Below are 24,948 nucleotides of genomic sequence, written 5' to 3' on the forward strand. Positions count from 1 at the left end.
AAAAGGATCCGATGATGATCTCCGGCAAAGTCAAATTCTTCAACACCACCAAAGGCTTCGGCTTCATTCAGCCTGACCAGGGCGGCCAGGACGCTTTCGTCCACATTTCCGCCGTCGAGCGCTCGGGCATGTCCACCCTGGTCGAAGGCCAGGCTGTGACCTATGAGCTGGAAAAGGGCCGCGACGGTCGCGCTTCGGCCGTCAATATCCAGCCTGCCGAATAAGGTTTGAGAACCAGGGGCCGCCGCAAGGCGGCCTCATTGTTTTTGGAGGTCGCAATGGCCGACGCGCCGCGCCCGAACGCCAAGACACGCTTCGCTGAAATGGAAGCGCGCCAAAAAGAGGCGCTCCGGCTCGAAGAGGTCGCCCTTGAGGCCACCCGTGCCAAGACCGAGCGCCTGCGCGCCCTGCGGCTGGAAAAAGAGCGCCAGGACCAGGTCGAAAAAGACCGCCTCGCCGCCGAACGCCGCCCCACCAAACGCACCGCCCGCCGCTGACAGGGCACGAACGCCCGGAATGACGGTCTGAGTTTTAGGCAATATCCTGCCTACACCTAACCCCCTGTCACCCCGGGATTTATTCCCGGGGTCCAGCAGCAGCCTATCCACGGCCAGCGAGGCGATTGACGTCGTTTTCGAATGCCGATTGACCCCAAATCTCGATCACCCTTCCACCGCCGCCGCCATCTCCGCCAGCTTGGCTATGGTGTTGATATTGCGCGCCGTCCCTTCCTTGGCCGCCGGTATCTTGAGCTTGGATCGCCCCATCCCCGAACCATAGGCGACATAGATCTCCCGCTCCCCCAGCGCGACCTCCTCATCGGTTCGGTCGCGCACCGTCCCCAATGCATCGGCGGGTGGCGGCGCGTTGAGAAATATCGCCACTGTCCAGTTCGGCTTGGCGTCGGGAAAGGGGTTGCCGGCCAGAACCCGCGCCATTTCCGCCCCTGTACGCACCACAACGCCAACCGGCTTGCCCGCATAGGCCGCGAGGCGCTTTTCCAGCCCGGCACGCACCTCGTCCTCGCCGCGGTCCGACGAAAACACCACATTTCCGCTCGCGATATAGGTCGAAACGGTCCCGAACCCCTCGGCCTCGCACATGGCCTTGAGTTCGCTCATCGGCAGCTTGCCCGTGCCCCCGACATTGACGGCCCTCAGCAGCGCGACATAGGCGGTCATTTGCCCCGTCCGGCCTCGTCGAGCTGGGCAAAATCCTCGTCGGACAATTCGATCCCCGCCGCCGCGACGTTCTCTTCGAGGTGCTTGACCTTGGATGTCCCCGGAATTGGCAACATCACCGGGCTGCGCTTTAAAACCCACGCCAGCGCGATCTGGCTCGGCGTCGCCCCATGTTTTTTGGCCACATCGTCGAGCACCGATCCGGGCTTGGCGAGATTGCCTGCCGCCAGCGGAAACCACGGGATGAACCCGATCCCTTCCTTCTCGCAATAGTCCAGCACGTCCTCGCTCTGCCGGTCGACAAGATTGTAGCGGTTCTGCACCGTCGCCACCGGAAACACCTTGCGCGCTGCCTCGATCTCCTCGACCGAAACCTCGCTCAGCCCCGCATTGGCGATGATCCCCTGGTCGAGCAGATAGCGAACGGCGGTGAACTGGTCGTCGCGCGGCACGCGCGGATCGATCCGGTGCAATTGCCAAAGCCCGATCTGCTCAACCCCGAGCCGCTTGAGACTGCCCAGCGCCTGGCCCACCAGATATTCGGGCATCCCATTGGGTGCCCAGCGGTCCGGCCCGGGCCGCGTCAGCCCCGCCTTGGTGGCAATCAGCATCCCCTCATAGGGATGCAGCGCTTCGTTGATCAGCTCCTCGGAAACGTCCGGCCCATAGGAATCGGCGGTGTCGATGAAGTTCACCCCGAGTTCGGGCAGCCGCTTGAGCGTCTCCAGACACCCCTCGCGATCGCTCGGTGGGCCGAAAATCCCCCGCCCGGTGATCCGCATCGCCCCGAAACCGAGCCGGTTTATGGTGAAGCTGCCAAGCGTGAACGTGCCCGATTGCGCGGCGGTCGATTGGGTGCTCATGGGGTGATTCCTTTTTCCTCAGTCATCTAGCCTAGCCAATGCGACGGGGAGATGGCCACCCATCCCGCAAAAGCAGAAAAGCCGACACGCCCCGCGCATCGGCTTTCCTTTATTCAGCTAAGGGCAGGGGCCTCAGCCCATGCCGATCTTGCCGCCATCGGCCTTGGTGATCGCCACAACCGCCGGGCGAACCGGCATGTCGTCGCGGAAATCGGGCCAGCGGGTGGAAAGATCCTCATAGTAGGACGGGCGGCCATGGCCTTCCCAATCGTCCCCGCCATCGCCCGGATGCTGCACGGCGACAAAGAACGTCGTGAGATCGGGGGTGGGCAGGGGGCCGCACATCTCGCCGCCCACCGGCACGCGGTAGAACAGTTTCGAGGTGCCGCGGGCATCGCCCTCGGTGTCGACGGCCCAAAGCCCGTCGGTACGGCCGGTGACCGCGTTGTTGTTGCCGTCGGTCGAAACCCACAGCCGGCCTTCGCTGTCCACTGCGGCGTTGTCGGGCATGCCGAACCAGCCGTTTTCGGTCGTCGCCGTCGAGAAGGTCGCGCCCACTTCGGCAATCGAGGGATCGCCGCACTGGAGCAGCACTTCCCATGTGCCGGTCGTCGCCGCGAAATCACCGCCATCCTCGTGGATTTCGATGATGTGGCCGAAGGCGTTCTCGGCGCGCGGATTGGCGGCGTCGATCTGGTCTTCGGTGCGGTTTGTGTTGTTGGTCAGCATCACATAGACGCGGCCGTTCGAACCATTGGGCTCGATATCCTCGGGGCGGTCCATGGGGGTCGCGCCCAGAAGATCGCCGGCCCGGCGGGCTTCGATCAGCACGTCGGCCTGGCTCTCAAAGCCGTTTTCGGTCGTCAGCGGGCCTTCGCCGAACACCAGCGGCAGCCATTCCATCGAACCGTCTTCGTCGAACCGCGCCACATAGAGCGTGCCGTCATCGAGCAGATCCATATTGGCTTGCCGATTGTCCGGATCGAAAGTGCCGTTGGTCACGAACTTATAGACATAGTCGAAGCGCTCGTCGTCGCCCGAATAGAACACCACGCGCCCGTCCGGAGCCACGATGGATTCGGCACCCTCGTGCTTGAAGCGGCCCAGCGCGGTGCGCTTCTTGGGGGTGGAGTTCGCATCCATCGGATCGACTTCGACCACCCAGCCGAAACGGTTCATTTCGTTGGGCTCTTTGGAAAGGTCGAACCGGTCGTGGAAATTGAACCAGTCATAGCCATTGCCCGGCGCGCCGAGACGTTCGTAATTGGCGGCTTCGCGGTGGCCTTCGGGCAGTTCGCCCGAGAAATAGCTGTGGAAGTTTTCTTCAGCCATCAGATAGGTGCCCCAGGGCGTCGTGCCGCCGGCGCAATTGTTCAGCGTGCCGCTGACGCGCGTGCCGGTATCGTCCTGGCTGGTCTTCAACCGATCGTGGCCTGCGACGGGCCCGGTGATTTCCATTTCGGTCTCGCCGGTGATGCGGCGGTTATAGGGGCTGCCCTCGACCCGGCGCCACTTGCCGTCCACCTTTTCGATTTCGACGACCGACCCGCCATGGGCCATGATCTCGATATTGACCTGCTCTTCGGTCAGCGCCCCCTGCTGGGGTTCGCCATCGACGATGGTGACCAGGCCAGGGAACATCAGGTGCGCGTTGGTGTATTCATGGTTGACCAGCAGCAGCCCGTGCTCGGAAGAACCCTCGAGCGGCACATAGCCCACATAGTCGTTATTGTAGCCGAACTGCTGGGCCTGCGCCTCGGCGGTCTGGGCCGTGGGATCGAATTCGGGCGCCCCATTGGTCACCGCATCGCCCCAGCGCAGCAGCACGTCGGCGTTGTAGCCCTCGGCCACGTGATGGTCGGCGTCAACGCCGGCGGTCACTTCGGTGAACGAAAAGGCCGAGCCTTCTTGCGCGCGGGCCTTTTCGGCCGTCAGCAGTGCCAGCGGGCTCACAGTGGCGGCAATGGCCGTGGTTGCCAGCGAACCCTTCAAGAACCCGCGGCGCGAGAAGCGGCGCGAAATCAGCTCGCCCATGGTGGGCGTGCTGGTGGGGTTGGTCGGCTCGAATTCGGCGTTTTCGAGTCCCTGTGTAGGGAAAGTGGGATTATGCTCGTTCATTGAAAAAGCCCTGAATGGTTGAGGGCTCATGGGCAGGTGTGAGGCCAATTTCCATGAGCGTTCGGAGAGCGCGGGCGTCCAATCCGCCCCGCTCGCCGGGAACGCTATTGATGGCTCATAACACTGTTATGACATTACATTATGCCCATTCCCGCTTTTTCGATGTCTTCCCGATTCCGGGGTTGAACGTGTTGGTCGGGTCGAGTTCGCGGTAGAACTCCGCAAGCGCCGGCTTGGCGGCATAAAGGTGCCCCACATTGTGCTCGGCGGGATATTCCGCCCCGCGCGTATCGAGCAATTCGAGCAGCCGCTGTTTGATCGCGCCCACGTCGCCACCCTTTATGACCATGTAGTCCTGGTGCAGCACATGGCAGAAAAAATGCCCGCACACCGATTTATAGGCCAGTTGCGCGTCGAGCTCGGGCGGCAATTCGGGCAGCCAGTCGATCTCGTTGCGCGGCAGCGCCACGTCGAGCGCCAATATGTCCTCGACGGCGTCGGGATGCACGGCGCGATACCGCCCGCCCGCGCCGCCAAACGCGAACCGATGCAGAAACGCATCCGCTCCCTCCTGCGGCGTGCATTCGAAATATTCGCCTGTCGCGGATGGGAAAATCTCCTCGAAATAGGCCCGCGCCTCCGCCACGCCGTCCCCGCCCATCCGGATCATCAGATGATGCTCGAACCGCTCGCGATAATCGTTCATCCGCCGGGGCAGGTGCTCGGGCCAAAGCCCGGTCACAAACTGCACGATCCGGTCCGAGATCGCGCCGCCCAACCCCAGCTTTTCGGTAATCCCATCCATCCAGCTCTTGGCCGCGAACGCCGCAGGCACCCTGTCGGTGCCCAGCAGCTTGATAATCAGGAAAACGTCCTTGCCGTATTTTTGCGTCAGCCTGTAGCCGTCCCGGTGCAGATATTCCCCGGCAATCGGCAGCGTCTCGAACCGGCTCAGCATATGCCGCCTGATCCGCGCCAATTCCCCCGCATCATTGCTGCCGATATAGAAAACCTGCGTATCGGTATCGGCCGGAAACGTATCGAGCCTGAGCGCAAACACCGCGAGTTTGCCCGCGCTCCCCGAGGCCTCGAACAGCTTTCGCGGATCGGCGTTGAACCGGGCAGGGGTCTCCGCTTCGATATCGCGCACATGGTGGTGATAATCATGGTCCGACGCCCGCCGATTGCCCTCCGGCGCGATATCGGCCTGGGTATATTGCCCCGCATCGAGCCGCGACAGCATGGTCTCGGTCTCGGCCTCGTCCCCCAACTCCACCCCCAGATGGTTGACCAGCTTGAGCTCTCCTGCCGCATCCACCTGGGCATAAAGCGCCATCTCGGTATAGGCCGGCCCGCGCTGGATCAGCGACCCGCCCGAATTGTTGCACACCCCGCCGATCACCGACGCCCCGATGCAGCTCGACCCGATCACCGAATGGGGTTCGCGCCCGAGCGGCCTCAGCGTCTTCTCCAGCCTGTCGAGCGTTGCCCCGGGCAGTGCGATTACCTGGCTCCCGCCCCCGATCGGATCGACCCGGGCAATCCGCATGACGTTGATGATGACGATGGGCCGGTCATACCCATCCCCGAACGGCGTCGATCCACCGGTCAGCCCCGTATTGGCCGCTTGGACGATAATCGCTACCCCCGCCTCGACGCACGCCTTGAGCGCCCGCCACTGCTCGACCAGCGTCCCCGGCCGCACCACCGCCAGCACCTCCCCATCCCCATACCGATACCCCTTCCGATACCGCCGCGTCGTCCGGTCCCCCACCAGCACATGCCGCGCCCCGGCAATCGAACGAAGAGTGGAAATCAGAGCATCGGTCATACTGGAAAAGCCTGTGGTTGAATCGAACCGACCTTACGCATTCTTGCCCCATGCCGCACCGGCTTGCCGAAATAAATCCCCCAGCTTCGGCACTCCCCATTACACCCACCCTCCAGCGCTAGAACACGCCTCTTCCTTTTCCTTCCCCCTCGTCGTCCTCGGGCTTGACCCGAGGACCCATGCAGCGCTCCCACCCCCCAGCAGAAGTGCTTCCCCCCTTACTCACTCACCCTGATCACAATCGGATCGCCATAAAGATCGATCTGCTCGGTCCCCGCCGCTGTCGCCGTGAAAAGGATCGCACGCGCCGGCACTCGCCCACCGCATTGGCGGCTGAACCGCGTACCCACGCCGCCATCCGAAAGCCGTCCCGTCACGAGTTCGGGCAACAGCGGCATGGCCTCTTCCCAAGTTGGCGCCGGCCCGCACTCATTGCCGCGCGCGCCATGGATAATCGTGGCATCGCCCACCCTGATGGAAACATTGCGCACATATTCAGCGATCACCCCGTCATAACTGCCCACCGGATCGTCCACCTCGCGCGGCCAGAACAGCAACAATCCGACGAGCGCAATACCGATGCATACAACCCCCGCAGCCACCGGCCACAACGCCCGCGTCGAAGCCCCGTCCTCCGCCCCCTCGCTCACGGCCTCCGGCTCGACCGTCACCGGCTTGATCCGGCTCGCGCGATAAAGCGCGTTCCAGTGCTGCCGCACCCCCTCGTGCCGGTCGATCTCGAGAATCCGGCCCAGCAGGGCGAAGTTCTTGCGTTGCGGCAGATGCACCCCGGCGCGCCAGTTGCGCAGGTTCTTGACCGCGGTTTCGAACGCGCTGTGGGTGGGATTGCCATTGGCCGCGCACAGCTTCTCGGCCAGCGCCAGATTGTCGAGATAACCCCGTTCAATGCAGAGCGCGTCGAACAGCTCATGCCAGTCGCCAAAGCGATGCCAATCATGCGTCTCGATCATAGTTCCCCCAAACCATCGAGAAGGTCAGCACGCCGACCTTAATGCCAGCAAATTGATATTCCTAGCAAATCGAGCCCGTTTTTTCCGCCCGCTTCCCATTCTTCCCCGTTTTGCCGCTGACCGGCAACCCGATGCTGGCTAGGACTTCGGATGGCGCGGTGGGGGACGCGATGGTTCCGCGCGGGCGCCAAGGGAAACAGGAGTTCAATCGCAATGATCAACAAGATCGCCGGTCTGGCCGTCTCTTCGCTGGCCGTGCTGGCCCTCGCTGCGTGCTCGGCCACGACGCGCGGTGACGCGGCGCCCGATGCCGCGCCCGCCCAGCCTTTCGACATCGCAGGCGTTACCATCAGTCCCATGACCCAGGCCAATCTCTGCCGCGACCTTGGCGGGCAGGGCCAGGCCCCCACCGTCACCGTGCGCCACAGGCCCGTCGCCGGCGTCCCGATCCGCCTCCATCTTCAGGACCGCCTGAGCGATGGCAGCACCTTCAATCACCGCAGCACGCGCGTTGCGTCCGACGCGTCGGGCACCACTACCGTCAATTATGGTTTCCTGCCGCCGTGCAACACGACCGCCGGCCGCCTCGATTCCCACTATCAGCTCACCGTTGAGGCGGGTGGCGAATCCGAAACCATCACCTGGGCACGCTTCGCATCCGGTTCACGCGCCATCCGGTAGCGAAGCACGCAGCAAAGGCGGCGAGGCCCTGGGCCCAGCCGCCTTTGTCCGGTCTTTCGGCCTATGAGCCGGTGTTCGATGCCGCCATTTGGGCAATGAACAGACGCAACGCTCCCGCCGCCGCCTCTCGCGGGTCCTCATGGGGATGCCATTCGGGAAAGTGTCCATCGATCGCCATGCGCGCCAGGCCATAGACAAGGGCGCGCGATGCGAGAACGAGCCGGTCGAAATCCAACCCATCCGCGATCCGGCCTTCGCTGCTTGCCTGTTCGAGCAGCGCGATCATCCTCTGGCGTAGGGCCTCATTGCTCTCCCGGAGCCTGGGCGATGCATCGAAATCGATCAGCGTCCGCGAGCTGATGATCTGGAAATGGGTGGGGTTTGAAATGGCCCAGTCGAGATAACCCCGCCCGATGGCTTCAATGCCGCCGAGAGGGTCGTCGGCCCCGATATGGGCCTGCGCGGCGTCCACAGCCGCCACCAGTTTCTCCATCGCCTGTTCGGCCACGGCGGTCAGCAGGGCGGCTTTGGAGCTGAAATGGCGAAACGGCGCGCCGGGCGAAACGCCCGCCCGCTTGGCCACCTCCCGCACCGACAACCGCTCGACGCCGCTGTCTTCTATGATGTCGATGGCCGCCGCAATCAGCGCCTCGACAAGATTGCCATGATGGTAGGGGCGCGGCTTTTCGGTTGGCTTCATAGGCTCACGCCTAACATGGTTGTGATATGTAAGCACTGATTATTTTCTTGCCGGATCGCGCATCCAATGTAATCAATGATTACATTGTCAATGGAGGTTCCCTCATGCTTCGCGCTCTCGTCCCGGCCACGCTCGCGGCCGCTATAGTGTCTGTCACCCCGGCCCTGTCCCAGGAGCATCCCACGCTCGATATCGTCTGGCCCCAGCCCGGATCGACAATCGAGCTCGGCGATGATCCCGAGCAGGCCATCGGCATCGTCGTCGAAAGCAATTTCGCCCTGCTGCCGGCCGGCCAGTGTGGCGATAACGCCCAATGCGGCCATATCCATATGAAGATCGATCCCGACGGGGATAGCTGCAACATCCCCGGCCGCGCCTATAACAGCATGAACAGCGATTTCGGCGGCGATCTCGTCAAGGCGCGTTTCGGCCATTGCCCAAGCCCCGAGGGCGAACACGTCATCGGCGTGCTCCTTGCCGACGACCATCACCAGCCCATTCTGATCGATGGCCAGCCCATCACCGCACTGGTAACGGTCACCACCCGATAGGGGAAACGCAAAAAACCCCGCCTTTGCACGAAAGGCGGGGTCTGGATTGACCGGGCCGGCGATCAGACGGCTTCGAGCGCCGCCGCAATCCCCTGGCCAACCCCGATGCACATGGTCACCAGCGCGCGCTTGTGCCCCTTGAGGCTCATCTCCAGCGCCGCCGTGCCCGCGATGCGCGCTCCGCTCATCCCCAAGGGATGCCCCAGCGCAATCGCCCCGCCATTGGGGTTCACGTGCTCGGCGTCCTCGGCGATCCCCAGCCCCCGCAGCACCGCGATGCCCTGGCTGGCAAACGCCTCGTTGAGCTCGACCAGGTCGAAATCATTGGCCGAAATGCCCAGCCGGCCGATAAGTTTTTCCGAGGCGGGCAGGGGCCCGATCCCCATCACCCTCGGCGGCACGCCTGCCGTCGCCCCGCCCACGATCCGCGCCAGCGGCGTCAGCCCGTATTTCCTGACCGCCGCCTCGCTGGCGATGATCAGCGCCGCCGCCCCGTCATTGACGCCCGAGGCATTGCCCGCCGTCACGCTCCCACCCTCGCGGAAGGGCGTCGGCAGCTTGGCGAGGGTTTCCAGCGTCGTGGCGCGCGGATGCTCGTCGCGGTCCACCACCACCGGATCGCCCTTGCGCTGGGGTATGCTGACGGCAACTATTTCCTTGGCCAGCCGCCCGTTCTCCTGCGCCGCCGCCGCCTTGTTCTGGCTGCGCACCGCGAAGGCGTCCTGGTCCGCGCGGCTGACCTTATAGTCCTCGGCGACGTTTTCGCCCGTCTCGGGCATGGAATCGACGCCGTGGAGCTTTTTCATCACCGGATTGACGAAGCGCCAGCCGATGGTGGTGTCGTAAATCTCCGCATTGCGCGAAAACGCCGTCTCGGCCTTGGGCATCACGAACGGCGCGCGGCTCATCGATTCAGTGCCCCCCGCGATCATCAATTCGGCCTCGCCCGTCTTGATGGCCCGCGCCGCGGTCAGCACCGCATCCAGCCCCGACCCGCACAGCCGGTTGATCGTCGTCCCGGTCACCGTTTCGGGCAATCCCGCCAGCAACAGGCTCATCCGCGCCACGTTGCGGTTGTCCTCGCCCGCCTGATTGGCATTGCCGAAAATCACGTCCTCGACAGCTTCGAAATCCACCGATGGATTGCGTTCCACCAGCGCCTTGAGCACGATTGCCCCCAGATCGTCGGGCCGCACCTTGCTCAGCGCTCCACCAAACCGCCCGATGGGCGTGCGGATATAGTCGCAGATATACGCCTCAGCCATCACGCTGCCTTTCCGCCCTCATGGGCGCGCTTGGTACGCTCCTGCAGATCGCGCAGGGTTTTCAGTTCCAGTTCTGTCGGGGCAGGGGTCTCTTCGAGATTGTCGGCGAATTTCACCGTCCACCCGCACGTTTCCTGCACCATCTCCCGCGTCACGCCCGGATGGAGCGAAACCACCGTAAATTCCTTGGTCTCGGGGTCGGGCTTCCAGATCGCCAGGTCTGTGATCAGCAGCGTCGGCCCCTTGGTCTTGATCCCCAGCCGCTCGCGATGGTCGCCACCCTCGCCATGCCCGAACGAGGTGAAGAAATCGATCTTTTCCACCATCGAGCGCGTCGCCTGCTTGAGGGTAATGTAAATCTCCCCGCACGATGAAGCGATCTCCGGCGCCCCGCCACCGCCCGGCAACCGCACCCTGGGCTTGTCGTAATCCCCGATCACCGTGGTGTTGATATTGCCGAACCGGTCGATCTGCGCCGCGCCCAGGAACCCGATGGAAATCCGTCCGCCCTGCAGCCAATAGCGGAACATCTCGGGCACCGAAACGGTGGTCACCGCCGTCTCGCACAACTCCCCGTCGCCGATCGAGAGCGGCAGCACCTCCGGCGCCGTCCCGATGGTGCCGCTCTCATAGATCAGCGTAATATCGGGCGCATGCGTCAGCCGCGCCACATTGCACGCCGCCGACGGCGCCCCGATCCCCACAAAGCACACATCCTTGCTCGTCAGCGCCCGCGAGGCGGCAATGGTCATCATTTCATTGGGTGTAAAATCAGCCATCTCTCAAACCTCCTGCGCATTCATCGAGGGAAGGACGAGGCGCCAGCCAGCCCCACCATTGTCATTCCGGGACTTGTTCCCGGAATCCAGGGCCGCGGGATCGAACATCAATGTACGAGCACCCATCCTCAAAGCCCCTTGATCCGCTCTGCGAACACCTCGGGTGTCGCGCCCAGCACGTTCTCGTCCATCCACTTGGCAAACAGCTCGCGATCGGCCGAAACCTTGTCCCATTCGAGATAGGCGGCGTTGTCGCGGTCGTAATATCCATGCGTATAGGAGGGATGCGCCCCGCCCTTCACCACGGCGATAGCCGTCACCGTCCAGTGCGGCAAAACCGTCAAATTCGGATGCATCCCGGCAAAGTCCGGCACGATCTCCTCGACCGTCACCACCACTTTCTTTGCCGCCAGCGCCGCTTCCTTCTGCACGCCGACAATGCCCTCGATCAGCACGTCGCCCTTCTCATTGGCCTTCTGTGCATGAATGAAGGTCACGTCCGGCCGATGCGCGGGGATCGCCGCCAACTCTTCCCCTGTAAACGGGCAGGTGACCGATTTGATGTCGGGATTGACCTTGGGCAGGTCGGCGCCCTTGTAGCCGCGAAACACCGCGCAAGGCAGCCCCGCAGCGCCCGCCTCATAGGCATTGGCCATCGCCGCATGCGAGTGCTCGACGGTTTCGATGGTGCGCGGATATCCGTTCTCGATGGCATCGCGCATCCGCCTGAGCAGCCCCACGCCCGGATTGCCGGCGTAGGAAAAGATGACCTTCTTGGCCATCCCCATGCCGACCATCTGGTCGTAGATCACATCCGGCGTCATGCGCACCAGGGTCAGATCCTTGAACCCCTGCCGGATCACCTCATGGCCCGCCGCATGCGGAATCAAATGGGTAAACCCCTCGAAGGCAACGGTATCCCCGTCCCTGAGATTGTCCCGCACCGCCTGATCGAGCGGCATCACCTTGCTCATTGCTCTCCACCCGGAAATATAACCGATACCTCAATAAACACTGGCGGAACGGCGTCGTAAAATGATAAATATCGGTCAATACATAACGAAAGAGAATGTTATCTCGAAGATAGCGCTTCTGGCCGCCTCAGCGCACCCCTCACCCCCATCCCCTCTCCCTCAAGGGGAGAGGGGGGCACTTGTTGCAAAGCTTGAGTTCTTGCCGCAACGCCGCCACGGGCTACCCTTCTCCCCTTGAGGGAGAAGGTGGATCGGACCAAAGGTCCGAGACGGATGAGGGGTGCGCAGCGCCGGCACCGATCACCTGAAGAAGAATTGACCCATGCCCACCCTCGACCCCCGCATAAAACTCCGCCACCTCACCGCCTTCATCGAAACCGACCGCCAGGGCGGCGTCCTCCCGGCAGCCGAAGCCCTCGGCCTTACCCAGCCCGCCATTTCCAAATCCCTCGCCGAACTCGAGGATATCCTCGGCGTCGCCCTCTTCGACCGTTCCCGCCGCAAGCTTGCTCTCACCGAATTCGGCGCCCTGTTCCTGCGCTACGCCAACGCCGCGATCTCCGCCCTGCGCCAGGGCATCGAAACCGTCTCCCACGCCCAGGGCGCCGATACGGTCGTCCGCCTCGGCGCGCTGCCCACCGCCGAAGTCGATGTCGTCCCCCGCGCCGTCGCCCGGTTCGCCGCCGGCCCGCTCGCCAGCCGCGTGCATGTGGAAAGCGGCCCCAGCCCGCATCTTCTCTCCATGCTGCGCGCTGGGTCGATCGATTTCGTCGTCGGCCGCATGCCCGCTCCCGAGGTCATGGCCGGCCTCTCCTTCGAGCACCTTTATTCCGAACCTCTCGTCCTCGCCGTGCGCCCGTCCCACCCGCTGCTCGGTGAGCCCGATCCCACCCTGCGCGCTGTCGAACCCTTCCCCGCTCTCGTCCCCCCGCGCGGCGCCATCATCCGCAACACAGTGGAATCGGTTCTCCTTGCCGCCGGCATCACCCGGCTGCCGCGCGAAATCGAAACGGTTTCGAACTCCTTTGCCCGCGCCTACGCGCTTTTGACCGATGCCGTCTGGTTCATCTCCCGCTCGGTCGTCGCCGCCGATCTGGAGCTGGGCGCGCTCCTCGCCCTTCCCATCGACATGTCCGCCAGCGTCGGCGCCATCGGCATCACCACCCGCGCCGGCTCCCAGCTCGATCTCCCCGCCGCCGCGCTCATCGCCCAATTGCGCGACCTCGCCGGCCGATAAACGGAACCTCCCGACCGAGAATCTTCCCGCCACCTTCTCATCAACATGGGTGTGGTCATTTGGCCTCCGCTCCGCTATGCCCCATGTCTCACAAACCAAGCGCGAAAGCATAAGGATTTGGAGCATTTCCGCGTTTCCGCTAAACACTGAAATGCTCTAGCACCAGGCCATGCCCAAACCCGCCATCGACAAGGACCTCGAACGCGTCGGCCAGCTCTCCCGGGCCACCGACGATGTTGCGCGCGCCATGGCCGCGCCGGGCCTTGCGCTGGTCTTCATTCTTGCCACGCTGATCTGGGCCGCCTTCGCGGTCACGTCGGGGCCCCTCAGTTCCCTTGTCGTCGTCGCGACGGTTCTGGCCGCCTATATGGCGCTCAACATCGGCGCCAACGATGTCGCCAACAATATGGGCCCCGCCGTGGGCGCCAACGCGCTCACCATGGGGGTGGCGCTGGCCATCGCCGCCGTTTTCGAAGCGGCGGGCGCGTTCCTGGCCGGTGGCGATGTCGTCGAAACCATCTCGCGCGATATCGTCGCCCCCGGCACCCATCTGGGCACCATGCCCTTCATCATGGTCATGATGTCGGGCCTCCTGGCCTCCGCGCTCTGGATCAACCTCGCCACCTATGTGCGTGCGCCGGTGTCCACCACCCATTCGGTGGTCGGCGGCATCGTGGGGGCGGGCATCGCAGCCGCCGGCTTTTCAGCCATCGTCTGGCCGACCATGGCCGCCATCACTGTCAGTTGGGTCATTTCCCCGGTCATGGGCGGCCTCATCGCGTCCGCCTTCCTGCTCGTCATCAAGCAGACGATCCTGTCCGCCCCCGACCGGCTCGATGCGGCAAGGCTCTGGGTCCCCATTTTCGTTTCGGCCATGGCGGGCATCTTCACCGCCTATATGGCCGTCAAGGGCCTCGAACGGGTCTGGACGCCGCCGGTCCCCATGGTGGTTCTGGTCTCCGCCGCCCTGGCTCTCCTCGCCTGGCTCCTGGCCCGTCCCTGGGTCGCGGCGCGCACCCAAGAGGTCGAGGAGTCCAAAAAGCAAATCGGCACGCTGTTCCGCCTGCCGCTGATCGTTGCCGCGGCTCTCCTGTCCTTCGCCCACGGCGCCAACGATGTCTCCAACGCCATCGGCCCGCTCGCCGCCATCGCCCGCGCGGCGGCCGGCGATGCAGGGGCGCTCGCCCCGGTCCCACACTGGGTCATGGCCATCGGCGCCCTGGGCATCGCCTTCGGGCTCATGCTGTTCGGCCCTCGCCTCATCCGCACTGTGGGCGGGGAAATCACAAGGCTCAATGAAATCCGCGCCTTTTGCGTGGCACTATCGACGGCCACCACAGTTCTGGTCGCCGCCGCGCTGGGCATTCCGGTGTCCTCGACCCATATCGCCATCGGCTCGATCTTCGGTGTCGGCTTTTTCCGCGAACGCATGTCCAACGGTTCGCTTTATCGCCCGGTTGTCAGCCCCGAAGGGGTGTTCCTGCGCACCAGCCACCTCAACCCCACGCCCGAGGCCGCCGTCGCCAATTTCAAAAAGCGCCGCCGCCGCCATCTCGTCCGCCGCAGCCATCTGGCGACCATCCTCGCCGCCTGGGTTGTCACCGTCCCCGTCTCAGCCCTCCTCGCCGCCCTCATCTACGCCGCCATGCGCCTCGTCTTCCGCTTCTAGGGCAGGGGGGCGGGGCGATAGGCACGCCGCGCGCCACCCCCTGTCATTCCGGGGCTTGTTCCCGGAATCCAGCGCAGCGCCCACCAAAGGCACCGAAGCATCACTTCCGCGCTTCGGCAAATCGCGGCAAAGCCCGCCCGCCCAGCGTCGCCTCGTCCACCCTTCCGGCCTTGGCCTCACGCTGTCCCAGCGCCACGGCCACATCGGCCAGCCCCTCATGGGTGATCAACCGCTTGGCTTCTTTCAGCACCGCCCAATGCCGATGGCGCTGGCCGCTCTCCTTCCAGTCCTCCCGCTGCTCGGTCACCAGCAGGGGAAAGATGTGGACCTCAATCGGCCGCGGCCGCTCCGGCGTCACCGGCAGAAAATAATGCCCGATCGGCGTAGTCTCGATTTCGCCTTCCACCCCGGCCTCTTCCCAGGCTTCGATGGCGGCGGTTTCCCAACCCGTCTTGCCTTCCATCAGCCGCCCCTTGGGGAAAATCCATTTCCCGCGCCCGCGCGAGGTCACCAGCAGCACCACCAGATGCCCGTCCACAATGGCATAGGGCAGGGCGCCAAATTGCGGCCCGTCGCGTTCGACGGGTTTTCGGTTGAACAGGGAAAAGAGGCGCTTGAACATCGGGAGCCTCCAGTAAGGGCGGGTCAGAGTAGTCTCTTCGCCTGAGTCGGCATAGTTCCCAAGCTCTTGGTGAATATTTCGCATACGGGCTTGTTTCGTGGCCGGTGCCCGATGCTATGATGCCCAGGCGCGCTTTACGCGCGAATCCCTCTTTCGCACCCGGGCAGGCACAGGCGATGACCGTCGAAATCGACATGGGCACGACAAATACCGGCACGTCCGCCCGGCTCGATCTCGAGGAACTCCTCGCCACCCGCCTGCTCGTCCAGGGCAATTCGGGCTCGGGCAAGTCGCACCTTCTGCGGCGCCTCCTCGAACAGAGCGCCCCATGGGTGCAGCAATGCGTCATCGATCCCGAGGGCGATTTCGTGACGCTCGCCGACAAATTCGGCCATGTGGTGGTCGAAGCCGACCGCTCCGAGCATGAATTGACCCGCATCGCCGGCCGCATCCGCCAGCACCGCGTCTCGGTGGTCCTCTCGCTCGAAGGGCTGGAGGCCGAAAACCAGATGCGCGCCGCCGCCGCGTTCCTGGGCGGGCTTTTCGATGCGGATCGCGATTTCTGGTATCCCATGCTGGTCGTCGTCGACGAAGCCCAGCTCTTCGCCCCCGCCGCCGGCGGCGAGGTTTCCGACGACGCGCGAAAACTCTCGCTCGGCGCCATGACGAACCTCATGTGCCGTGGCCGCAAGCGCGGCCTTGCCGGCGTCATCGCCACCCAGCGCCTCGCCAAGCTCGCCAAGAACGTCGCCGCCGAAGCGTCGAACTTCCTCATGGGTCGCACCTTCCTCGATATCGACATGGCCCGCGCCGGCGATCTGCTGGGCATGGACCGGCGCGGCACCGAAATGTTCCGCGATCTGCAAAAGGGCAATTTCGTCGCGCTGGGCCCCGCGCTCTCGCGCCGCCCGCTCCCCATCCGGATCGGCACCGTCGAAACCAGCGCCCGCTCGACTTCGCCCAAATTGATGCCGCTCCCCGAAACCGGCGCCGACGCGGCGGACCTGATCTTCACCCCCAGCCCGGAAGAAGAACTGCGCCCCCTCCCGCGCCGCGCCGTTTCGCCCGCCCCGCGCCCCACCGCCGATATCCTCGCCCAATTGAGTCAGCCCGCGCCCCGCGCCGAGCCCGAGCCCACCTCGCTTTTCCCCGAGATCGACGAGGCCGAACGCGCCGTGCTGATCGATGCCGTCCTCGCCGAAATCCTCGAAGACCCGGACGCCAGCTTCCGCTCTGTCGCCGTGCTCTATCAGGATTTCCTCGTCCGCTGCCGCATCCGCCGCGTCCCCGGCACTCCGCCCGACCTCAACGAATTCAAGCGCCGCTTCGCCGTCGCCCGCGCCGGCGTCGATACCGACGCCGCCCAATCGGATGGCTGGCAGGCCGCCCTCGACCTCGCCAAGACGCTCCCCGAGGATGTGCAGGGTGTCTTCCTGATCGTCGCCCGCGCCGCTGTCGAAAAACTCCCCTGTCCTTCGGACGCGACGCTCGCCCGCGCCTACGGCTCCCACTCCGCCTCCCGCGCCCGGCGTCTCCTGACCTATTTCGAGGATCGGGGGCTGATCGTCCTGCGCGAGGATTTCTCCGGCCGCCGCATCGCCGCCTTTCCCGACCTCGCAGCTGAGACCGCCCCCGGCGACCCCACCGCCCCCGCCGAAACCCCCGATGGAAGGGCAGCGGCGGAGTAGGGGGTAGGGGCACAGCGCTCGCGCCCGCACCGTATTTGGCGTCGCCACCTCGGCGCACCCCTCACCCCCATCCCCTGGCGGCATTGGCGTTTTTGCCGAAACGCTGCCAAAGGCCCACCTTCTCCCTCAAGGGGAGAAGGTGGGCTTTCGCTTGAAAAGCGAAAGGTCGGATGAGGGGTGCGCGGCGCCTGCCCAGCCAGCCATCGCTGCATGGAACCATCCCCAATTCTCCGCTTTTGACGAAATCTCCCCCTTGCCCCCATCTCCGCGCCCGCTACTTTCCCCCTCATGATCCTCGCACTCGACATCGGCGGCAGCGCCATCAAAGCCGCATGGACCGACGACCCCGGCGCCATCGCCCAGATGGCCCGCATCGAAACCCCGCGCAATGATTTCGCCGCTTTCGTCGAAACCCTGCGCGGCATCCTCTCCGCCGTCCCAACCCACCCCGAGGCCGTCTCGATCTCCATCTGCGGGGTCACCGATATCGACACCGGCTCGATGATCTGCGCCAACATCCCCTGCATCGACGGCCGCGTCCTCGATGCCGCGCTCGAAGCCGCGCTCGGCCTCCCCGTCGCCATCGCCAACGATGCCGATTGCTTCGCGCTCGCCGAAGCCGGGCTCGGGGCAGGGCAGGGGCATGATGTCGTCTTCGGCATCATCCTGGGCACCGGCGTGGGCGGCGGCCTGGTGGTCGATGGCCGCCTCGCCAACCGGCGCGGCGGATACGCCGGCGAATGGGGCCACGCCACCATCCTCGCCGCCACCGCCGGCACCCCACCCGTCGAAATCCCCCCTTTCCCCTGCGGCTGCGGCCGCAAGGGGTGCGTCGATACCATCGGCGGCGCCCGTGGCCTCGAAAGGCTGCACATGCATTTGACCGGCGTTTTCCGCGACAGCCGCGAAATCGTCGTAGGCTGGGCCGGCGGCGACCCCGCCGCCACCCGCACCATCGAGATCTACGTCGATCTCATCGCCGATCCGCTGGCGCTGGCCATCAACATCACCGGCGCGTCCATCGTCCCCACCGGCGGCGGCATGGCCGGTGCTCCCGGCCTAATCCCCGCCCTCGACACAGCCGTCCGCTCCCGCATCCTCCGCCGGCTCGACCGCCCCCTTATCGTCCCGGCTCAATCGGGCCCGGAACCCGGCCTCGTCGGCGCTGCCCTTCTGGGTCTCGACCGGTTCGCCTATGCGTGAAATTGTCCTGACCCATCCTGCACGCAGCGAATTTGACGTTCCGAAACGCTTGCCAAGGGCTACCCTTCTCCCCTTGAGGGAGAAGGTGGGTTTTCGCGTAGCGAAAGGTCGGATGAGGGGTGCGCTGACTCTCCGCTCACCAAAACGTCGAATGATGGCCGATAGGGACGCCCTCAACACGCGAGGCCGCCCATGACCACCCTCGAAATCTGCGTCGATACCCCCGCCGGCCTTTCCGCCGCCATCGCCGGCGGCGCCGACCGGATCGAGCTCTGTTCCGCCCTCTCGGTCGGCGGCCTCACCCCGTCCCCCGGCCTCATGGCGCTCGCCGCCAAGGCCCCGATTCCCGTCCATGCCATGATCCGCCCCCGCGCCGGCGATTTCGTCTTCTCCGATCCCGAAATCGCCGCCATGGAAGCCGATATCGACGCGGCCCGAAACGCCGGCCTCCCCGGCGTCGTCCTCGGTGCCACCCACCCCGACGGCGCCCTCGACACCCAAACCCTCGCCCGCCTCATCGCCCGCGCCAAACCCCTCGACCTCACCCTCCACCGCGCGTTCGACCTCGCCCCCGATTTGCCCCGCGCCGTCGACGACGCCATCGCGCTGGGCTTTAACCGCATCCTCACCTCGGGCGGCGCTCCCCGCGCCATCGACGGTCTCGAAAACCTCAAACGCATCATCGCCCACGCCGCCGGCCGCATCGCCATCATGCCCGGCTCCGGCGTCACCCCCGAAACCGTCGCCACCTTCCTCGCTCTCGGCATCACCGACCTCCACGCCTCCGCCAGTCGCAAAATCAATGCACCCCAAAGCCGCGCCACCGACCTGGGCTATGTGACGCCGGACATGAAAGAAACCGATCCCGCACTGGTCGCGATGCTCAAGGCGGCGATGACCAGCCGATCCTAGCACGAACTCCTTCAGTGCCGGATGCTTGCCCCGGTTTCCCTTCTCCCCTTGAGGGAGAAGGTGGGCTTTCGCTGAAAGCGAAAGGTCGGATGAGGGGTGCGCTGAGCTGGCAACACAAATCCCCGCCGAAATTTATCCCCACCCTCGCTATCGTCAGTTGCCGAAGCTTCCTCACAAAATCGAGCAAACCCCATGCCAAACCCGCCCCCCACCTGCTAAACACCCCCATGCACGCCGCCGCCCCGCTCCCCATCGATGCCATCCTCCCCCGGCTCGCCGACGCGCTGCAAACCCACACCCGCGCCGTCCTCGTCGCCCCGCCCGGCGCCGGCAAGACCACCCGAATCCCTCTCGCCCTGCTCGATGCCCCCTGGCGTGGCGATGGCAAGATCGTCATGCTCGAACCGCGCCGCCTCGCCGCCCGCGCCGCCGCCCGCCGCATGGCCCAATCCCTCGGCGAACAGACCGGCGAAACCGTCGGCTACCGTGTCCGGCTTGATACCAAAATCTCATCCAGAACCCGCATCGAAGTCGTCACCGAAGGCGTCTTTACCCGCATGATCCTTGACGATCCGGAGCTGACCGGCATCGCCGCCGTGCTGTTCGACGAATTCCACGAACGCTCGCTGGATGGCGATCTGGGCCTCGCCCTCACGCTCGACGCCACCGCCCTGCGCGAGGATCTGCGAATCCTCGTCATGTCCGCCACCCTCGATGGCGCCGCCATCGCGAGCCTTTTGGGCGATGCCCCGGTCATCGAAAGCGAAGGCCGCGCCTTCCCGGTCGAAACCCGCCACATCGCCCCCGATCCCGCCGCCCGCATCGAGCAGACAGTGGCCGCCGCCACCCGCCGCGCCCTCGCCGAACAAGCCGGCTCCATCCTCGTCTTCCTCCCCGGCCAGGCCGAAATCCGCCGCACCGCCGAGGCCCTCTCCGCCATCGCCGGCCCCGATACCGATATCGCCGCCCTCTACGGCCAGCTATCCCCCGCCGAGCAGGACCGCGCCATCGCCCCCGCCCCAGAGGGTCGCCGCAAGATCGTGCTGGCCACCGCCATCGCCCAGACGTCGCTGACCATCGAAGGCGTCCGCATCGTCATCGATTCCGGCCTCTCGCGTCTTCCGGTCTACGAGCCAGACACCGGTCTCACCCGTCTCGAAACCCGCCGCGTCTCCCGCGCCAGCGCCGACCAGCGCCGCGGTCGCGCCGGCCGTACCGAGCCGGGCGTCTGCTATCGCCTCTGGCACGAAGGCCAGACCGCCAGCCTCGTCCCGTTCGATCCGCCCGAGATCACCGAGGCCGATCTGACCGGCCTCGTCCTGGACCTCGCCGGCTGGGGCGTCACCGATCCGGCAACGCTGGCCTTCCTCGATCCCCCACCGGCCCCCGCCTGGTCCGAGGCGGTCGCCCTGCTCAAATCCCTCGACGCCCTCGATGCCGCCGCCCGCATCACCCCCCACGGCACGCTGCTGGCAAAGCTCCCCCTCCATCCTCGCCTCGGCCACATGATCGCCCTCGCGGCGACCGAAGGCACGGCAATGGATGCCGCCCTCCTGGGCGTGCTCGTCGGCGAAGTGGGCCTGGGCGGCAACGCAACCGACCTCTCAACCCGCTTCGACAATCTTCGCCGTGACACCTCCAAACGCGCCGCCGAGGCCAAATCCCTCGCCGCCCGCTGGGCTAAATCGGCCGGCGGGGCAGGGCAGGCGAGCGGTGCCGATCTCGGCCGCCACCTCGCCCGCGCCTATCCCGATCGCGTCGCCCAGCAAACCGCCCCCGGCCGGTTCCGCCTCGCCAATGGCCGACAGGCGCGGCTTGACGAAACCGACAGCCTCGCGCGCGAAAAATTACTCGTCGTCACCGAAATGACCGGCGCCGCCGCCAGCGCCTTCATCCGCGCCGCATGCCCCATCGACCGCGCCGCCATCGAAGAGATTTTCGCCTCCCACATCCAAACCGCCACCGATCTGGCCTTCGACCCCGCCGCCCGCGCCGTCCGCGCCCGCCGCCAGCGGCGCCTCGGCGCCCTGCGCCTCGAAGACGGCCCCGCCGCCATCGATGACCCCGATGCCGCCGCCATCATGCTCGCCGGCGGAATAGCCCAGCTCGGCATCGAAAAGCTGCCCTGGACGCGCGACCAGAACACCCTGCGCAACCGCGCCAGTTTCCTCAACCGGACATTGGGCGAACCCTGGCCTGACCTCTCCGATGCCGCCCTCGCTCAGGATGGCGCCGCCTGGTTCGTCCCCCACATCGCCGGCCTCTCGCGCCTCGACGCCATCACCCCCGATCACCTCTCGGCCGCGCTGTTCGACCTTCTCCCCTGGGACCGCCGCGCTGAAATCGACCGTCTCCTCCCTTCCCATTTCGACGCCCCCTCGGGCAGCCGCATCCCCATCGACTACGCCGCCGAAAATGGCCCCGTCCTCGCCATCCGCGTCCAGGAACTGTTCGGCCTCGACACCCACCCCGCCATCGCCAACGGCAAAATCCCCCTGCTGCTCTCGCTGCTCTCCCCGGCCCACCGCCCCATCCAGACCACCCGCGACCTCTCCGGCTTCTGGCGCGGCAGCTGGCGCGACGTCGCCAAGGACCTCAAGGGCCGCTACCCCAAGCACCCCTGGCCCGACGATCCTCTCTCGGCCCACCCCACCAGCCGCGCGAAACCGCGAGACCAGTGACTTCCCACCGTCCCTCGAGGGGAGGCACCTTCCCCACAACTCTCAAGTTTTTCCATACGCTCGCAACGAGCTACCCTTCTCCCTTGAGGGAGAAGGTGCCCCGAAGGGGCGGATGAGGGGTGCGCTGAGCCAGCCCGATCATCCATAGGCCGCAGCCTACCCCGCCACCCGCCACCGCTCCCCGGCCAAAAACTCACTCACCCGCTCCGCCGCCATCGGCCGCGCGATGAAATAGCCCTGCAGCGCCGCGCACCCCATCTCGGCCAGAAGCTCGGTATGCTCGCGCGTTTCCACGCCCTCGGCGATCGCCTCGATCCCCAGCGATGCCCCGATCTCGACAATGGACGCCACCAGCCGCCGCTGCTCCTCGGACTGGGTGATCGGCATCACCAATTGCCGGTCGATCTTGAGCCGGTTGGGCCGCAGTTGCAAAAGGCTCACGATCGAGGCGTACCCCGTCCCGAAATCGTCGATCTCGATATCGATCCCCAATTCCTTGATCTGGTCGATGTTCCAGGAAACCAGGCTGTCGCGCTCGTCGAGATAGATGGATTCGACAAGCTCGAACGATACCGTCCCCGGCGCGATGTCGAGGCTGCGCAGCGTCCCGATCAGCCCCTTGTCGTTGAGCCGCCGCGCCGAAACGTTGACCGACACCCGCGGCACCGGCAGCCCGGCGGCGGTCCATTCCCTGTGCTGGGCCAGCGCCTGTTCGAGGATCAGCTTGTCGATGGCCGCCACGACGTTGAGCTCCTCGGCCACCGCCATGAACGCGTCCGGCGCCAGCATGCCGCGCGTGGGGTGCTTCCAGCGCGCCAGCGCCTCCATCCCCACGATATCGAACGTTTTCGCGTCCACCTGCGGCTGATAGAAGGCGACGAACTCGTTGTTTTCCAGCGCCGCCAGAATATCGTCGGCCACCCGCTTGGCGGTGACGATCTCGGCCTGCAATTCCTCGGAAAAGAACTCCGCCCGGCTGCGCCCCTGCCGCTTGGCGCGATAAAGCGCGATATCGGCGTTGACCAGAAGCTGGGTGGCCGGCGTCGCCGTCACGTCCCCGCCCGCGATCCCGATCGAAACCCCGAACCGGCACTCATGGCCCTGATAGGTCACGGGCTTGCGCATCGCCGCGATGATCCTCTCGGAGAGGGCCTTGAGTTCGGTATCCGATTTCCTGCCGATGCACAGGATCACGAATTCGTCCCCGCCGATCCGCGCCACGAAATCGCTGGGCCGCGCCCAGGCCTTGAGCACATGGGCGGCGTGGATCAGCATGGCATCGCCCGCCGCATGGCCCAGCGTGTCGTTGATCTGCTTGAACCGGTCGAGGTCGATATGCAGGATCGACACATGCCCCGCCGCGCCCGCGCTCTCGCGCGTGTGCATTTCGAGAATATGGTCGAGATAGCGCCGGTTGGGCAGCCCGGTGAGCGGGTCGTGCATCGCATTGTGCTCGATCCGCGCCTTGGCCGTTTCCAGCTCGAAATTTTTCGCTTCCGCCTGCGTCTTGGCCCGCATCAGCGCTTCGGAAAGCTCGGCATCGAGCGTTGCGTCCCAATTCACCCCCACAAGGCGTGGCGCTTCGCCCTTGTCCTGATAGACCGAACCCAGCGCCCGCACATGCCGCAATTGGCCGGAAGGCGTAAAAATCCTGAAATTGGAGACATATGGGCTCGCCGAGGCTATCGCCTCGTGAAACTCGCGCTCGGCCAGCTCTTTATCGTCCGGATGCAACCGATCGGCCCAATGGGCATAGTTCCTGGGCTCCCCATCGGCGGGGAGCCCGAAAATCTCGTTGGTGCGCGCGTCCCAGCCCAGCGTGCCCGTGGCGATGTCGAGGTCCCACACCCCCATCTGCGACGTGGCCATGGCCAGTTCGAGCCGCCGCGACACGCGCGCCAGCTCGGTTTCGCGCCGCCGCTGCTCGATGATCCGTCGCCGGCGTTCCTCGTTGAGCCGGCCCATCAGGATGATGGGAATGAGGATCAGCGCCGCCGCCAGCCCCATCCCGAGCCGCTGGATCGTCATATTGGGCGGATCGGCGCCCCAGCCCCCCAGCGGCGCCGCCGATATCGTCCAGCCGCCCGAGGGCCACGCCACCTCGGCGCGCACCGGATCGCCCGCAAGAATGGCCGCGTCGCCATGGAACACGCCATCCGCGTCGGCCTTCCCGTCGCGCCCGGAAATGGCGATCGCTATCTCGTCTTCGAGCCCGGTGATCCCGCTTTCGTCATAGAGCCGCCCGGCGTCGATCACCGCCGAAACGATCCCCCAGAACACTTCGCGGCCCTGGTCTTCGGTGTGATAAACGGGAAACCGCCCGATAAACCCCGTCCCGCCCTGCACAAGATCGAGCGGCCCGGCCAGCACGATCCCGCGCGAATTGCGCGCCTCGACCGCCGTGTCGCGCTGGGCGGCATCGGTCATGTAGTCCAGCCCCAGCGCCGCGGTGTTCCCGGCCACCGGATAGACCATCTCCACCACCAGCCCCGGCGCCGCCGCGATGTTGATGAGCTGGTTTTCCTGCGCCATCAGATACGCCGCCAGCGCCGAAAACCGCGTCTGGTCCATGTCCGGCTCGTTGGCGATGACACTCACCAGCCCGTGGACGAGTTGCAGATTGGAATTGACCTTGCCTTCGAGCTGCGCCCTGACCAGCGCCACCTTGTCGAGCACCATGGTGCGCTGCGACTGCTCATAGACTTCGCGGCTCTGATGCTCGGCGTAAAAAACCGCGATGCCGATGACGATCAGCGCGATCAACGTCGAAATGTTGCTGGCGCGAAACACGGCGCGCCCCATTCCGCTCATCACTGTCCGCGCCCTGTCCGCCACGGCGGCCCCCAAAATCTCTCTGCTCCACTGTTAAAACCGCAGGACTTAACGCAGCCTTTAAACGCTCGTTTCCCAGCCTCTCCCGGCCACTCATGCTGTTTCTGGTTAAGAAATCCGTACGATAAGAACCCTATGTCCCCAGCAGTCATTCATGCGCCGTCTCATTGTGAAACCGCCAAATACGGTT

The 24,948-nt window shown here is 65.3% G+C and carries 21 protein-coding genes; 10 read left to right on the top strand and 11 right to left on the bottom strand.

Features of this window, described 5'->3' with window-relative positions; genetic code table 11:
* Positions 1 to 14: 14 nt before the first annotated feature.
* Together V4T21_RS15335 and V4T21_RS15340 are read left to right on the top strand one after the other, a co-directional pair.
* Positions 15 to 224: a cold-shock protein gene (locus V4T21_RS15335; RefSeq protein WP_332718384.1), complete on the top strand. Its 210-nt coding sequence runs from the start codon at positions 15 to 17 to the stop codon at positions 222 to 224.
* A gap of 54 nt (positions 225 to 278) precedes the next feature.
* On the top strand, positions 279 to 497 hold the full coding sequence (locus V4T21_RS15340) for a hypothetical protein (protein ID WP_332718386.1): 219 nt from the start codon (positions 279 to 281) through the stop codon (positions 495 to 497).
* A 165-nt stretch (positions 498 to 662) separates the two neighbouring features.
* On the opposite strand, the gene V4T21_RS15345 is transcribed toward V4T21_RS15340, so the two are convergent.
* The 5 genes from V4T21_RS15345 to V4T21_RS15365 form a co-directional block, all read right to left on the bottom strand.
* A complete protein-coding gene (locus V4T21_RS15345; protein ID WP_332718388.1) occupies positions 663 to 1,181 on the bottom strand; it encodes a DUF1697 domain-containing protein in 519 nt (172 codons plus the stop codon).
* Positions 1,178 to 2,044 carry an aldo/keto reductase gene (locus tag V4T21_RS15350; RefSeq protein WP_332718391.1) on the bottom strand — a complete coding sequence of 289 codons (867 nt, stop codon included), beginning with the start codon at positions 2,042 to 2,044 and terminating at the stop codon, positions 1,178 to 1,180. The genes V4T21_RS15345 and V4T21_RS15350 overlap by 4 nt, the downstream gene beginning before the upstream one ends.
* A gap of 132 nt (positions 2,045 to 2,176) precedes the next feature.
* Complete coding sequence (locus tag V4T21_RS15355) at positions 2,177 to 4,162, bottom strand: PhoX family protein (RefSeq protein ID WP_332718394.1); 1,986 nt, start codon at positions 4,160 to 4,162, stop codon at positions 2,177 to 2,179.
* Between the two features lie 139 nt (positions 4,163 to 4,301).
* Positions 4,302 to 5,993 carry a D-lactate dehydrogenase gene (dld, locus tag V4T21_RS15360; RefSeq protein WP_332718396.1) on the bottom strand — a complete coding sequence of 564 codons (1,692 nt, stop codon included), beginning with the start codon at positions 5,991 to 5,993 and terminating at the stop codon, positions 4,302 to 4,304.
* A 218-nt stretch (positions 5,994 to 6,211) separates the two neighbouring features.
* Positions 6,212 to 6,964 carry a hypothetical protein gene (locus tag V4T21_RS15365; RefSeq protein ID WP_332718399.1) on the bottom strand — a complete coding sequence of 251 codons (753 nt, stop codon included), beginning with the start codon at positions 6,962 to 6,964 and terminating at the stop codon, positions 6,212 to 6,214.
* A 213-nt stretch (positions 6,965 to 7,177) separates the two neighbouring features.
* Between V4T21_RS15365 and V4T21_RS15370 the strand changes: the two genes are divergently transcribed.
* Entirely contained in the window at positions 7,178 to 7,645 is a 468-nt protein-coding gene (locus V4T21_RS15370; protein WP_332718401.1) for a hypothetical protein, read from the top strand.
* A gap of 61 nt (positions 7,646 to 7,706) precedes the next feature.
* On the opposite strand, the gene V4T21_RS15375 is transcribed toward V4T21_RS15370, so the two are convergent.
* The gene (locus V4T21_RS15375) at positions 7,707 to 8,345 is read right to left on the bottom strand and encodes a TetR/AcrR family transcriptional regulator (protein WP_332718404.1); all 639 of its coding nucleotides are present in this window, start codon (positions 8,343 to 8,345) and stop codon (positions 7,707 to 7,709) included.
* Between the two features lie 104 nt (positions 8,346 to 8,449).
* Here V4T21_RS15375 and V4T21_RS15380 point away from each other — a divergent pair, with 104 nt between their 5' ends.
* Positions 8,450 to 8,896 carry a hypothetical protein gene (locus tag V4T21_RS15380; RefSeq protein WP_332718406.1) on the top strand — a complete coding sequence of 149 codons (447 nt, stop codon included), beginning with the start codon at positions 8,450 to 8,452 and terminating at the stop codon, positions 8,894 to 8,896.
* A 62-nt stretch (positions 8,897 to 8,958) separates the two neighbouring features.
* On the opposite strand, the gene pcaF is transcribed toward V4T21_RS15380, so the two are convergent.
* The 3 genes from pcaF to V4T21_RS15395 form a co-directional block, all read right to left on the bottom strand.
* Positions 8,959 to 10,161: a 3-oxoadipyl-CoA thiolase gene (gene pcaF, locus V4T21_RS15385; protein WP_332718409.1), complete on the bottom strand. Its 1,203-nt coding sequence runs from the start codon at positions 10,159 to 10,161 to the stop codon at positions 8,959 to 8,961.
* On the bottom strand, positions 10,161 to 10,940 hold the full coding sequence (locus V4T21_RS15390; protein ID WP_332718411.1) for a CoA-transferase subunit beta: 780 nt from the start codon (positions 10,938 to 10,940) through the stop codon (positions 10,161 to 10,163). Before V4T21_RS15390 ends, pcaF begins: the two co-directional genes overlap by 1 nt.
* Before the next feature lie 128 nt (positions 10,941 to 11,068).
* A complete protein-coding gene (locus V4T21_RS15395) occupies positions 11,069 to 11,914 on the bottom strand; it encodes a CoA transferase subunit A (protein WP_332718413.1) in 846 nt (281 codons plus the stop codon).
* A 322-nt stretch (positions 11,915 to 12,236) separates the two neighbouring features.
* On the opposite strand from V4T21_RS15395, the gene pcaQ reads away from it, so the two are divergent.
* Together pcaQ and V4T21_RS15405 are read left to right on the top strand one after the other, a co-directional pair.
* On the top strand, positions 12,237 to 13,151 hold the full coding sequence (gene pcaQ, locus V4T21_RS15400) for a pca operon transcription factor PcaQ (protein WP_332718415.1): 915 nt from the start codon (positions 12,237 to 12,239) through the stop codon (positions 13,149 to 13,151).
* Between the two features lie 169 nt (positions 13,152 to 13,320).
* A complete protein-coding gene (locus V4T21_RS15405; RefSeq protein WP_332718417.1) occupies positions 13,321 to 14,820 on the top strand; it encodes an inorganic phosphate transporter in 1,500 nt (499 codons plus the stop codon).
* 100 nt (positions 14,821 to 14,920) lie between these two features.
* Here the strand turns inward: V4T21_RS15405 and V4T21_RS15410 are convergent, their stop codons facing one another.
* On the bottom strand, positions 14,921 to 15,442 hold the full coding sequence (locus V4T21_RS15410) for an NUDIX hydrolase (RefSeq protein WP_332718419.1): 522 nt from the start codon (positions 15,440 to 15,442) through the stop codon (positions 14,921 to 14,923).
* 176 nt (positions 15,443 to 15,618) lie between these two features.
* Between V4T21_RS15410 and V4T21_RS15415 the strand changes: the two genes are divergently transcribed.
* The 4 genes from V4T21_RS15415 (at position 15,619) to hrpB (ending at position 21,926) form a co-directional block, all read left to right on the top strand.
* Positions 15,619 to 17,130, top strand: coding sequence for a helicase HerA domain-containing protein (locus V4T21_RS15415; RefSeq protein ID WP_332718421.1), 1,512 nt, complete (start codon positions 15,619 to 15,621; stop codon positions 17,128 to 17,130).
* Positions 17,131 to 17,418: 288 nt separating this feature from the next.
* On the top strand, positions 17,419 to 18,333 hold the full coding sequence (locus V4T21_RS15420) for an ROK family protein (protein WP_332718423.1): 915 nt from the start codon (positions 17,419 to 17,421) through the stop codon (positions 18,331 to 18,333).
* Positions 18,334 to 18,525: 192 nt separating this feature from the next.
* On the top strand, positions 18,526 to 19,245 hold the full coding sequence (locus tag V4T21_RS15425) for a copper homeostasis protein CutC (RefSeq protein WP_332718425.1): 720 nt from the start codon (positions 18,526 to 18,528) through the stop codon (positions 19,243 to 19,245).
* A gap of 227 nt (positions 19,246 to 19,472) precedes the next feature.
* A complete protein-coding gene (hrpB, locus tag V4T21_RS15430) occupies positions 19,473 to 21,926 on the top strand; it encodes an ATP-dependent helicase HrpB (protein WP_332718427.1) in 2,454 nt (817 codons plus the stop codon).
* A gap of 156 nt (positions 21,927 to 22,082) precedes the next feature.
* Here hrpB and V4T21_RS15435 read toward each other — a convergent pair whose 3' ends face one another.
* Positions 22,083 to 24,761, bottom strand: coding sequence for a bifunctional diguanylate cyclase/phosphodiesterase (locus V4T21_RS15435; protein ID WP_332718430.1), 2,679 nt, complete (start codon positions 24,759 to 24,761; stop codon positions 22,083 to 22,085).
* Positions 24,762 to 24,948: the final 187 nt, after the last annotated feature.

The sequence above is a fragment of the Pelagibacterium mangrovi genome, from assembly GCF_036662815.1.
Classification (GTDB): domain Bacteria; phylum Pseudomonadota; class Alphaproteobacteria; order Rhizobiales; family Devosiaceae; genus Pelagibacterium; species Pelagibacterium mangrovi.